We start from the raw sequence: 12,141 nt of genomic DNA on the forward strand, positions 1-12,141 counted from the left end.
TTATCCATTCGCGAGATCGCCCCATGTTCGACTCTCTGTCCATCCGCCTGAAAATCGTCCTGCTCTCCGGTCTGTGCCTGCTCGGTGTGGTCGCGCTGATTGTTGGCATGAACATCTACCAGACCAACCAGAACGATGAACTGGTCAGCAATTCCAGCAACCAGCTGCTCACCGCCAGTGTGCAAAACCTGCTGCAAGCCAAAGCCGCCGAACAAGCGGTGCGGGTGCAGAAAACCTTTGGCGAAAGCTTGTTGGTGATTACCGCGCTGGCGGATCAGATCAAAGACATGCGCGTGATGGCCGCCAAGCGTTCGCTGGACGCCGGCGCCCTGCGCGAAGAGTTGAACCAGAGCCTGAAAACCGCGTTCGAGCGCAACGATAAAGTGCTCGGAATCTGGCTCGCCTTCGAACCCAACGGCCTCGACGGCAAGGACAGCGAGTTCGCCAACGACGCCGCGCGCCAGTCCAACGAAGCCGGACGTTTCGCGACCTATTGGAGCCGCGCGGCCGGCGCCTCGCTGAACACGATCATGGTCGAAGAAGACCTGACCAAAACTACCCTCAGCGTCAGCGGCACACCGTACAACAGCTGGTACACCTGCCCTCGCGACAACAAACGCACCTGTTTGCTCGACCCGTACGCAGACACCGTGGGCAATAAGGAAATGCTCATGACGACCATTTCCGTACCATTGATTGTCGACGGCAAAGCGATCGGCGTGGTCGGTGTCGACATCGCCCTCGACGCGCTGCAAGCAGCCGCCGTCGAGTCGCAACGCAACCTCTTCAACAACGCCGGGCACATGCTCATCGTCTCCGGCAGCGGCGTGCTCGGCGCCGACAGTTCGGACGCGGCCAAGGTCGGCAAAAAGATCAACGACACCCTCGGCGCTAATGGCCAGGACGTACTGCAACTGCTCGCCTCCGGCACACCGAAAATCCTCGAACAGGGCGACCTGATCCGTGCGGTGTACCCGGTCGACCCGATTGGCAACTCGCGCGCTTGGGGTGTAGTCATCGACCTGCCGAAACAAGTGCTGCTGGCCGACTCGGTCAAGCTGCAAGCGGTGCTCGATGATGCCCAGGAAACCGGCGTGCTCACCGCGTTGCTGGTGGCTGTGGTGGCTGGCGTGGTCGGTCTGCTGCTGATCTGGCTGACCGCGTCTGGCGTTACCCGTCCGATCAACAGCGTCGCCGAGATGCTGAAGAACATCGCCAGCGGCGAAGGTGATCTGACCCAGCGTCTGAACTACAGCAAAAAAGATGAACTGGGCGAACTGGTGAACTGGTTCAACCGTTTCCTCGACAAGCTGCAACCGACCATCGCGCAGATCAAACAGAGCATCACCGAAGCGCGCGGCACCGCCGACCAGTCTTCGGAAATCGCCCGTCAGACCAGCGAAGGCATGCAGGTGCAGTTCCGCGAAATCGACCAAGTGGCTACCGCGTCCAACGAAATGAGCGCCACCGCCCACGACGTCGCCAACAGCGCGTCGAACGCAGCCAACGCCGCGAAAGGTGCCGATCAGTCGGCGAAGGACGGCATGTCGATCATCGAACGCAGCACCCGCGACATCAATCAATTGGCCGATGAAGTCAGCAAAGCGGTGACCGAAGTTGAAGCGCTGGCGGTCAACAGCGAGCAGATCGGTTCGGTACTGGAAGTGATCCGCAGCATCGCCGAACAGACCAACCTGCTCGCGCTCAACGCGGCGATTGAAGCGGCCCGTGCCGGTGAAAGTGGACGCGGTTTCGCGGTGGTCGCCGATGAGGTGCGCAACCTCGCCAAACGCACGCAGGATTCGGTGGAAGAAATTCGCGTGGTGATCGAGCGTATTCAGACCGGCACCCGTGGCGTGGTCGCGACCATGCATTCGAGCCAGACCCAGGCGCACAACAACGCCGGGCAGATTCGTCAGGCCGTGGATGCGCTGGGCAAGATCAGCGACGCGGTGACGGTGATCAGCGACATGAATCTGCAGATTGCCAGCGCGGCGGAACAGCAGAGCGCGGTGGCCGAAGAGGTTAATCGCAACGTTTCGGCGATTCGCACCGTGACCGAGACCTTGACCGGACAAGCCACCGAGTCGGCCGCGATCAGCAGCCAGCTCAATGCACTGGCGAGCCAGCAGATGAAATTGATGGATCAGTTCCGCGTCTAGACCCTCACCACACAAACTTGTAGGAGCAGAGCTTGCTCGCGAAGAGGCCGTCACATTCAACATCTTCGTCGACTGACACACCGCTTTCGCGAGCAAGCTCAGCTCCTACAAGAGCCTTCATCTAATCCCGTGACGTTTTGCACTATCATCGCCCTCTCGCTCCGGAGGGCCTTCGATGACTGATTTACTCACGTCCATTCAAGCCGCACTCGGCTTGCCGCACACGCCGATTGCGTTCACCGCCAGTGGCGCCCTGCCCTCGGCCTTCGCCGTCACCGATCTTGCCTGCGCCAGCATCGCCGCTGCCGGGCAAGCCATCAGCGAACTCTTGCAGCAACAAACCGGCCACCTGCCCGCCGTAGAAGTCGATCGTCGCCTGGCCTCGTTCTGGTTCTCCTCATCACTGCGCCCGATCGGCTGGCAAGTGCCACCGCTGTGGGATCCGGTCGCCGGCGACTACGCAACGCGCGACGGCTGGATTCGCCTGCACACCAACGCCCCGCATCACCGCGCCGCCGCTGAACGCGTGCTCGGTGCCTGCTCCGATCGCGCGGCGATGGCGGTGAAAGTCGCGCAATGGGCGAGCACGGAACTGGAGCAAGCGGTGGTCGACGCCAAGGGTTGCGCCGCCGAAATGCGCAGTTGGGCGCAGTGGCAACAGCATCCGCAGGGGTTGGCGGTGAATGCCGAGCCGCTTGTTCACTTCTTCTCAGATCAGGATGAACATGCGAAATCCTGGCAAGGCTCGGTGGAACGCCCATTGGCCGGGATCAAGGTGTTGGATCTGACGCGCGTGCTCGCCGGCCCTACCGCCAGTCGTTTCCTCGCGGGGCTCGGTGCTGAGGTTTTGCGCATCGATCCACCGACCTGGAATGAACCCGGCGTCGTCCCGGAAATGACCTTGGGCAAACGCTGCGCACGGCTGGATTTGCAGGTTCCGGCGGATCGCGCGGTGTTCGAGAGTCTGCTGAAAGGCGCCGACATTCTGCTGCACGGTTATCGCGCTGATGCGTTGGAGAATCTTGGTTTCGGCGTTGAACGTCGTCGCCAATTGGCACCGGGATTGATCGACGTCTGCCTCAACGCTTACGGCTGGAGCGGCCCGTGGCAAAACCGTCGGGGCTTCGACAGTCTGGTGCAAATGAGCAGCGGCATCGCCGAGGCCGGGCAGCGCTGGAAGCACGCGGACAAACCGACGCCGTTGCCGGTGCAGGGGCTGGATCATGCGACCGGGTATTTGATGGCGGCGAGTGCGATCAGGTTGCTGACTGAGCGGTTGCGGAATGGGCATGGTGGTTCGGCACAGTTGTCGTTGGCGCGGACGGCGAGTTTGTTGATCGAACAAGGGTTCGGAATAGCCGAAACGTTGCGTGCCGAGGATGAACAAGACCAAGGGTTGCCCTTGGAACAAACCCCATGGGGGCCAGCACATCGGTTGCTGGCGCCGGTGAAGATCAGCGGCACACCGTTGCAGTGGGCGTTGCCTGCCATGGATTTGGGCGCCCACCGGCCGCAGTGGGTTTGAAGAGCCCCTCACCCTAGCCCTCTCCCAGGGGGAGAGGGGACTGATTGGGGGATATTGGCGAGATTCACCGACTTGAAAGATTGGTGTTGAATCCAACATCAGCATGGAAAATTGGCCTTGAATCCATAATCGCCTCGGTTACTCAGGTCGATGTATAGCGCCAGACACCTCGGTCGGCCCCCTCTCCCTCCGGGAGAGGGCTGGCGTGAGGGTGACTCAAAGACGCCCACAACACCTGCGCCGCATACCCGCGATAAGGCCGCCAACCCTCCGCCCGCACAGCCAATTCCCGCGCCGTCGGCCGCTGTCCTTCCAACACTTCCAACGCCCGCAACAACCCGACATCCCCGTGCGGAAACCCATCCAGATCGCGCAATTGCCGCAGCGCAATGTACTGCGCCGTCCACTCGCCAATCCCGTGCAACGCCAGCAACCGCGCCACCCCGCCTTCGCAATAAGGCTCAAATAATGCAGGATCATCAAGCAACGCTTGAGCCACGCCCGACAGTGTCCGCCCTCGACTCTTGGGCATCCCCAACGCCGCCAAATCCGCCTCAGCCAACACACTCGCCTCAGGAAACACGTAACTCAAACCCGGCACCGTCGATTGCAACGGCACGCCATACTGAGCCACCAATTTCCCGCCAAGCGAATCGCCGCCAGCACGGTAATCTGCTGCCCGAGCACAGCACGAAACGCCAGTTCCAAACCATCCCACGCCCCCGGAATGCGTAACCCGGGACGCTCAGCCATCAACCGCGCCAGCAGCGGATCCTGCGCAAGATGCCCTTGCATCACTGCCACATCCGCATCCAGATCGAACATCCGCCGCAACCGCCGCACAATCTCTGGCAGCGCCTGCGAATCAGGAAAATCCACTTCAACCGCCAGCGAATCACCAGCACCGGGCCACACTGAAACCGTGCCATGCACCCCGCTCAACCCGATGCTGCGCGAGTACACGCCATCGACCACGGCCTCCATCCCGACCACCGCCCGCGCCGTGAGAAAACCCAGCATCGCCTCCCAGTCATAGGGCGGTTGATAGTCCAGCGCCAACCTTACAACGACAGCATGCCGCTGTACAAGCCATACGCCGCCAGACCCGCACCGATGATGACGACGGTAAAGATGCCCTTCTCAATAGACGTGAAGATCGGCTCGCCCTGCTCATGTTTGGCCTTGGCAAACAGGATCACCCCCGGCGCATACAGCAGCGCCGACAGCAGCAAATATTTCACCCCGCCGGCGTACAGCAACCACACCGCATAACCCAGGGCGATGCCGCCGATCAGCAAATCCTTGGTGCGTTCGGCCGAGGCGTGTTCGTAGGTTTCGCCACGCCCGCTCAGCAGCACGGCATACGCCGCCGACCACAGATACGGCACCAGAATCATCGACGAGGCCAGATAAATCAGGCTGGTGTAGGTGCCCGCCGAAAACAGGGTGATCAGCAGGAAAATCTGGATCATCGCGTTGGTCAGCCACAACGCGTTCACCGGCACGTGGTTTTTGTTTTCCTTTTTAAGGAACGCCGGCATGGTTTTGTCTTTGGCCGTGGCGAAGAGGATTTCTGCGCAGAGCAGCGCCCACGACAGCAGCGCACCGAGCAGCGAGATTGCCAGGCCGATGCTGATCAGCAGCGCGCCCCATGGCCCGACGATGTGTTCCAGCACCGCTGCCAGCGAAGGGTTTTGCAGGTTGGCCAGTTCCGGCTGGCTCATGATCCCCAGCGACAGCACGTTGACCAGCACCAGCAACGCCAACACACCGATAAAGCCGATCACCGTGGCGCGGCCGACGTCGCTGCGTTTCTCCGCACGCGCCGAGTAAACACTGGCGCCTTCGATGCCGATAAACACGAACACCGTGACCAGCATCATGTTGCGCACTTGATCCATGACATTGCCGAAATTCGGGTTGCTGGTGCCCCAGATGTCGCGGGTAAAAATGTCGGCCTTGAAGGCGACGGCGGCAATGACGATGAACATGACCAGCGGCACGATCTTCGCCACCGTGGTCACCTGATTGATGAACGCTGCCTCTTTGATCCCGCGCATCACCAGAAAATGCACGCACCACAACAGCACCGAAGCACAACCGATGGCGATCGGCGTATTGCCCTGACCGAACACCGGAAAGAAGTAGCCGAGGGTGCTGAATAAAAGGACGAAATAACCGACGTTACCCAGCCAGGCGCTGATCCAGTAACCCCACGCCGATGAAAACCCCATGTAGTCGCCGAACCCGGCCTTGGCATAGGCGTAGACGCCGGAATCCAGTTCAGGCTTTCGGTTGGCCAGAGTCTGAAAGACGAACGCCAGCGTGAGCATGCCGATCGCGGTGATGCCCCAACCGATCAATATCGCCCCGGCATCGGCCCGCGCCGCCATGTTCTGCGGCAGCGAGAAAATCCCCCCACCAATCATCGACCCCACCACCAGAGCGATCAACGCGCCTAGGCGCAGCTTTTGCGTCGGTTGCGACATTCAAATCTCCCTTCCTGATCAACGAATTCTCAATTTCCAGCCAAACCCCAGGATCCACCCAAACCCCAGATGCACCGAACCCCTCACCACAGGTTTATGACTTAACTAACTAAATGGGTAAAGAGTAAGTACGTTTATTAGATAACGCCAACAAATGCCCATTTATATATAGCCGATCACGCTAACGCCTAGCACGCTCAGACAATTTTGTGCGCTGATCCTAATAAATCAATTCTGTACTGAAAACAGACGCGGAAAATTTGCCAATCCGCCAAAACGAACTAGCGTCATAATTCGAAAGTAATAATAGCCATTCCCAAGCATGTAGCCACAAAGCGTCTAAATCGGGCTTCGCAGACGATAGCTTTATGCCTTCAGCCGATTCATAAGTCATTCATTAACAATGGAATGTGACCATGCACTGATCTAAGTCAGCTAACTGAACAGACAACAGAACTACGCTGTGATCTCTCTTCTCCTGCAATGGAGTCATGCAATGTCTGAAGCTCCCGGAAAACTACGACTCGGTGCATTGGTTGCGTTGGTAGTCGGTTCAATGATCGGTGGCGGGATATTCTCTTTGCCACAAAACATGGCCGCCAGCGCCGACGTTGGCGCCGTGCTGATCGGTTGGGCCATCACCGCTGTCGGCATGCTCACCCTCGCTTTTGTCTTTCAAACCCTCGCCAATCGAAAGCCTGACCTGGACGGCGGTGTCTACGCCTACGCCAAGGCCGGTTTCGGCGACTACATGGGTTTCTCGTCCGCCTGGGGTTACTGGATCAGTGCCTGGCTGGGCAACGTCGGTTACTTCGTTCTGCTGTTCAGTACCCTCGGCTACTTCTTCCCGATTTTCGGTGAAGGCAACACTGTCGCAGCCGTGATCGGCGCCTCGGTGCTGTTGTGGGCTGTGCACTTCCTCGTCCTGCGCGGGATCAAGGAAGCGGCGTTCATCAACCTCGTGACCACGGTCGCCAAGGTTGTGCCGCTGGTGCTGTTCGTTCTGATCGCGATTTTCGCCTTCAAACTGGACATCTTCACCGCCGACATCTGGGGCATTAAAAACCCGGATCTGGGCAGCGTGATGAACCAGGTGCGCAACATGATGCTGGTCACCGTGTGGGTGTTCATCGGCATCGAAGGCGCGAGCATCTTCTCGGCCCGCGCGGAAAAACGCTCGGACGTCGGTAAAGCCACCGTGATCGGCTTCATCACCGTGCTGCTGTTTCTGGTGCTGGTCAACGTGCTGTCGCTGGGCATCATGACTCAGCCGGAACTGGCGAAACTGCAGAACCCGTCGATGGCCGCCGTGCTTGAGCATGTGGTCGGTCACTGGGGCGCGGTGCTGATCAGCGTCGGTCTGATCATTTCGCTGCTGGGCGCACTGCTGTCGTGGGTGCTGCTGTGTGCGGAGATCATGTTCGCCGCCGCCAAAGACCACACCATGCCGGAGTTCCTGCGTAAGGAAAACGAGAACCACGTACCAGTCAACGCCCTGTGGCTGACCAACGCGATGGTGCAGATTTTCCTGATCATCACTCTGTTCTCGGCGAGTACTTACCTGTCGCTGATCTACCTCGCCACTTCGATGATTCTGGTGCCGTACCTGTGGTCGGCGGCGTATGCCCTGCTGCTGGCGGTGCGCGGCGAAACTTACGAAGGCTTTGCGGCCGAACGGCGCAAGGATCTGATTATCGGCGGCATCGCGCTGATCTATGCGGTGTGGCTGTTGTATGCCGGCGGGGTCAAGTACTTGCTGCTTTCGGCCCTGCTCTACGCACCTGGCGCGATCCTGTTCGCCAAAGCCAAGCTGGAACTCAAACAACCGATTTTCACTAATGTCGAGAAGCTGCTTTTCGCCTTGGTGATCGTGGGTGCCCTGGTGGCAGCCTATGGTCTCTACGACGGCTTCCTGACGCTGTAATACCCGACTAATTTGTCATCTGGAGGATCACTGAAATGACCACGGAAAAAGTTAAGTACGGCGTACATTCCGAAGCCGGCAAACTGCGCAAAGTCATGGTTTGCTCCCCAGGTCTGGCCCACCAGCGGCTGACCCCGAACAACTGCGATGAGCTGCTGTTCGACGACGTGCTCTGGGTTGCCCAGGCCAAGCGCGACCACTTCGACTTCGTCACCAAGATGCGCGAGCGCGGCATCGATGTGCTGGAAATGCACAACCTGCTGACCGACATCGTCGCCATCCCTGAGGCGCTGGACTGGATTCTCGAGCGCAAGGTCACCGCCGATTCGGTGGGCCTGGGCCTGATCAACGAAGTCAAATCCTGGCTGAAAAGCCTCGAGCCACGGCACATCGCCGAGTTCCTGATTGGCGGCGTGTCCGCTGATGATCTGCCGGACAGCTTTGGTGGCAAGACCATCCAGATGTTCCGCGACTTCCTCGGCCACTCCAGCTTCATTCTGCCGCCGCTGCCGAACACTCAGTTCACCCGCGACACCACCTGCTGGATCTACGGTGGCGTGACGCTGAACCCGATGTACTGGCCAGCGCGCCGTCAGGAAACCCTGCTGACCACCGCCATCTACAAATTCCATCCACAGTTCACCAACGCCGAATTCGAAATCTGGTACGGCGACCCGGACAAGGATCACGGCAGCTCCACCCTTGAAGGCGGCGACGTCATGCCTATCGGCAACGGCGTGGTGTTGATCGGTATGGGCGAACGCTCGTCCCGTCAGGCCATCGGCCAACTGGCGCTGAACCTGTTCAAGAACAAAGCCGTGGAAAAAGTCATCGTTGCCGGCCTGCCGAAATCCCGCGCGGCGATGCACCTCGACACCGTGTTCAGCTTCTGCGACCGCGACCTCGTGACGATTTTCCCGGAAGTGGTCAATCAGATCGTCGCCTTCACCCTGCGACCTGACGAAGGCAAACAGGGCGGCATCGACATCCGCCGCGAAGAAGGCACTTTCCTCGACACCGTGGCCAAGGCCCTCAATCTGAAAGCGTTGCGCGTGGTGGAAACCGGCGGCAACAGCTTCGCCGCTGAACGCGAGCAATGGGACGACGGCAACAACGTGGTGGCCGTGGAACCGGGCGTGGTCATCGGCTACGACCGCAACACTTACACCAACACCCTGCTGCGCAAGGCCGGCGTGGAAGTCATCACCATCAGCGCCGGTGAACTGGGCCGAGGCCGTGGCGGTGGCCACTGCATGACCTGCCCAATCGTGCGCGACGCAATCGACTACTAAACCTCTGAGCCCTGGCCGTCACTTATAAAGTGCGGCCAGGGGGATAACCGACACCGAAGGAGATCCATCATGGCTTTTAACATTCACAACCGTAACCTGCTCAGCCTGGAACACCACACCCCACGTGAGCTGCGTTACCTGCTCGACCTGTCCCGCGACCTCAAACGCGCCAAGTACACCGGCACCGAGCAACAACATCTGAAGGGCAACAACATCGCCCTGATCTTCGAAAAAACCTCGACCCGTACCCGTTGCGCGTTCGAAGTGGCGGCGTATGACCAAGGCGCCAACGTCACCTACATCGACCCGAACTCTTCGCAGATCGGTCACAAGGAAAGCATGAAAGACACAGCCCGCGTGCTGGGTCGCATGTACGACGCCATCGAGTACCGTGGCTTCAAACAGGAGATCGTCGAAGAGCTGGCCAAGTTCGCTGGCGTGCCAGTGTTCAACGGTCTGACCGATGAATATCACCCGACACAAATGATCGCCGACGTGCTGACCATGCGTGAGCACGCCGACAAGCCGATTCACGAAATCAGCTACGCCTACCTTGGCGATGCGCGCAACAACATGGGTAACTCGCTGCTGTTGATCGGCGCCAAACTCGGCATGGACGTGCGCATCTGCGCGCCGAAAGCCCTGTGGCCGCTGGATGATCTGGTTGAGCGTTGCCACAAATATGCCGAAGAAAGTGGCGCGCGCATCACCCTGACCGAAGACCCGAAAGCGGCGGTCAAAGGCGTCGATTTCATCCACACCGACGTTTGGGTATCGATGGGCGAGCCGGTGGAAGCCTGGGCCGAGCGTATCCAGCAACTGCTGCCGTACCAGGTCAACGCCGAGCTGATGAAAGCTTCCGGCAACCCGCGCACCAAGTTCATGCACTGCCTGCCGGCGTTCCACAACAGCGATACCAAAGTCGGCAAGCAAATCGCCGAACAGTATCCGCACCTGAAAAACGGCATCGAAGTGACCGACGACGTGTTCGAGTCGCCAGCCTGCATCGCCTTCGAGCAAGCGGAAAACCGCATGCACACGATCAAGGCGATCCTGGTCTCGACCCTCGCTGATCTGTAACCACTGCTTATCCATGATCGTTCCCACGCTCCCGCGTGGGAATGCATCCCGTGACGCTCTGCGTCACAGCGGACGCGGAGCGTCCGTGGCGGCATTCCCACGCAGAGCGTGGGAACGATCACTAAGAAAAGGACATGCACCATGCGTATCGTCGTAGCTCTGGGCGGTAACGCCCTGCTCCGCCGTGGTGAACCGATGACCGCTGACAATCAGCGCGCCAACATCCGCATCGCCACCGAGCAAATCGCCAAAATCCATGCCGGCAACCAACTGGTCATCGCCCACGGCAATGGCCCGCAAGTCGGCCTGCTGTCGCTGCAAGCGGCGGCTTACACCTCCGTCACCCCTTACCCGCTGGACGTGCTCGGTGCCGAAACCGAAGGCATGATCGGCTACATCATTGAACAGGAACTGGGCAACCTGCTCGACTTCGAAGTCCCGTTCGCCACCCTCCTCACTCAGGTTGAAGTCGACGCCAACGACCCGGCCTTCAAGAATCCAACCAAACCGATCGGCCCGGTTTACGACAAAGCCGAAGCGGAAAAACTCGCCGCTGAAAAAGGCTGGGCGATTGCGCCGGACGGCGATAAGTACCGTCGCGTGGTGGCCAGCCCACGACCAAAACGCATTTTCGAAATCCGCCCGATCAAGTGGTTGCTGGACAAGGGCAGCATCGTGATTTGCGCCGGGGGTGGCGGGATTCCGACCATGTATGACGAGAACCGCAACCTCAAGGGTATCGAAGCGGTGATCGACAAAGATCTGTGCTCTTCGCTGCTCGCCGAGCAACTGGAAGCGGATCTGCTGGTGATCGCCACCGACGTCAACGCGGCGTTTATCGATTACGGCAAACCAACGCAGAAAGGCATCGCCGAAGCGCATCCGGACGAACTCGAGCGCCTCGGTTTCGCCGCCGGTTCGATGGGGCCGAAGGTGCAGGCAGCCTGCGAATTTGCGCGCCATACTGGCAAGGTCGCGGTGATCGGTTCGCTGGCGGACATCGAAGCGATTGTCCAAGGCACCGCCGGTACACGCGTGACCACAGCGAAGCCTGGCATCACTTACCGATAATTAGAAACGGCGGGGGCAGGCCCAGGGTCTGCCCTCTTTCCATGCCTTGAAAGGAGTTCCTCATGGCCCAGTTTGAACCCGGTCATTTGCACATCGAGCGGCATGCGTTGACCGACGATGACGTCAATTACAACGTCTGCCTCGACTATGAAGTGTTCAACGATCCGCAAAAAGGCAAAGGGATACAGTTCACCCTGCACGGCAATATGCAGGGCAAGGACATGAAGGAAACGTTTTTCCTGCCCAAGGAAGAGGCCTACAACTTCGCCCGCGACGTGACCCGGATTGCCGAAAAATACGGGATTCCCAAGACGCACAGCCAGATCGGCTCGGTGCACAAGCATTACGATCTGATGTTTGAAGACATCCGCAAGCAGCTGAATATGCAGTCCGGAGATCCGGTTAATCCTGAGCATTTTGAGTAACCGTCAAGATCAAAAGATCGCAGCCTTCGGCAGCTCCTACATCGATTGATCGTTCCCACGCTCTGCGTGGGAATGCCGCCACGGACGCTCCGCGTCCGCTGTGACGCAGAGCGTCACGGGATGCATTCCCACGCGGAGCATGGGAACGATCAGCGCAGGACACAGATTTCACC

At 59.4% G+C, this 12,141-nt stretch carries 7 protein-coding genes and 3 pseudogenes; 8 read left to right on the plus strand and 2 right to left on the minus strand.

Going from position 1 to position 12,141, the window contains the following annotated elements:
• Nucleotides 1–296: 296 nt before the first annotated feature.
• The 3 genes and pseudogenes from GVL50_RS29400 to GVL50_RS08750 all read left to right on the plus strand — a co-directional run.
• Nucleotides 297–1,256: pseudogene (locus GVL50_RS29400) on the plus strand (chemotaxis protein); the annotation flags it as partial.
• 378 nt (nucleotides 1,257–1,634) lie between these two features.
• Nucleotides 1,635–2,162, plus strand: a pseudogene (locus tag GVL50_RS29405) (methyl-accepting chemotaxis protein); the annotation flags it as partial.
• Nucleotides 2,163–2,337: 175 nt separating this feature from the next.
• Nucleotides 2,338–3,687: a CoA transferase gene (locus GVL50_RS08750; protein ID WP_159812521.1), complete on the plus strand. Its 1,350-nt coding sequence runs from the start codon at nucleotides 2,338–2,340 to the stop codon at nucleotides 3,685–3,687.
• A gap of 214 nt (nucleotides 3,688–3,901) precedes the next feature.
• Here GVL50_RS08750 and GVL50_RS08755 read toward each other — a convergent pair.
• Together GVL50_RS08755 and arcD (GVL50_RS08760) are read right to left on the minus strand one after the other, a co-directional pair.
• Nucleotides 3,902–4,707 (minus strand): annotated as a pseudogene (locus tag GVL50_RS08755) (DNA-3-methyladenine glycosylase); the annotation flags it as partial.
• 41 nt (nucleotides 4,708–4,748) lie between these two features.
• Entirely contained in the window at nucleotides 4,749–6,176 is a 1,428-nt protein-coding gene (gene arcD / locus GVL50_RS08760) for an arginine-ornithine antiporter (RefSeq protein ID WP_159812522.1), read from the minus strand.
• Between the two features lie 496 nt (nucleotides 6,177–6,672).
• Here arcD (GVL50_RS08760) and arcD (GVL50_RS08765) point away from each other — a divergent pair, with 496 nt between their 5' ends.
• The 5 genes from arcD (GVL50_RS08765) to GVL50_RS08785 all read left to right on the plus strand — a co-directional run bounded on the left by arcD (GVL50_RS08765) (nucleotide 6,673) and on the right by GVL50_RS08785 (nucleotide 11,968).
• A complete protein-coding gene (gene arcD / locus GVL50_RS08765; RefSeq protein WP_159812523.1) occupies nucleotides 6,673–8,100 on the plus strand; it encodes an arginine-ornithine antiporter in 1,428 nt (475 codons plus the stop codon).
• 35 nt (nucleotides 8,101–8,135) lie between these two features.
• A complete protein-coding gene (gene arcA / locus GVL50_RS08770) occupies nucleotides 8,136–9,392 on the plus strand; it encodes an arginine deiminase (protein WP_053123052.1) in 1,257 nt (418 codons plus the stop codon).
• 69 nt (nucleotides 9,393–9,461) lie between these two features.
• Entirely contained in the window at nucleotides 9,462–10,472 is a 1,011-nt protein-coding gene (locus tag GVL50_RS08775; RefSeq protein WP_053123054.1) for an ornithine carbamoyltransferase, read from the plus strand.
• Between the two features lie 141 nt (nucleotides 10,473–10,613).
• Complete coding sequence (gene arcC, locus GVL50_RS08780) at nucleotides 10,614–11,543, plus strand: carbamate kinase (protein WP_053123056.1); 930 nt, start codon at nucleotides 10,614–10,616, stop codon at nucleotides 11,541–11,543.
• A 62-nt stretch (nucleotides 11,544–11,605) separates the two neighbouring features.
• Nucleotides 11,606–11,968 (plus strand): DUF5064 family protein, encoded by a 363-nt coding sequence (locus tag GVL50_RS08785; RefSeq protein ID WP_159812524.1) that lies wholly within the window; start codon nucleotides 11,606–11,608, stop codon nucleotides 11,966–11,968.
• The last annotated feature ends 173 nt before the right edge of the window (nucleotides 11,969–12,141 follow it).

Origin of the sequence: Pseudomonas sp. 18058 (assembly GCF_902706155.1) — a bacterium.
In the GTDB taxonomy this organism is placed as follows: domain Bacteria; phylum Pseudomonadota; class Gammaproteobacteria; order Pseudomonadales; family Pseudomonadaceae; genus Aquipseudomonas; species Aquipseudomonas rustica.

Coding starts and splice junctions, on each gene's coding strand:
- GVL50_RS08750 (WP_159812521.1), top strand. CDS start 2,338: ATGACTGATTTACTCACGTCCATTCAAGCCGCACTCGGCTTGCCGCAC.
- arcD (WP_159812522.1), bottom strand. CDS start 6,176: ATGTCGCAACCGACGCAAAAGCTGCGCCTAGGCGCGTTGATCGCTCTG.
- arcD (WP_159812523.1), top strand. CDS start 6,673: ATGTCTGAAGCTCCCGGAAAACTACGACTCGGTGCATTGGTTGCGTTG.
- arcA (WP_053123052.1), top strand. CDS start 8,136: ATGACCACGGAAAAAGTTAAGTACGGCGTACATTCCGAAGCCGGCAAA.
- GVL50_RS08775 (WP_053123054.1), top strand. CDS start 9,462: ATGGCTTTTAACATTCACAACCGTAACCTGCTCAGCCTGGAACACCAC.
- arcC (WP_053123056.1), top strand. CDS start 10,614: ATGCGTATCGTCGTAGCTCTGGGCGGTAACGCCCTGCTCCGCCGTGGT.
- GVL50_RS08785 (WP_159812524.1), top strand. CDS start 11,606: ATGGCCCAGTTTGAACCCGGTCATTTGCACATCGAGCGGCATGCGTTG.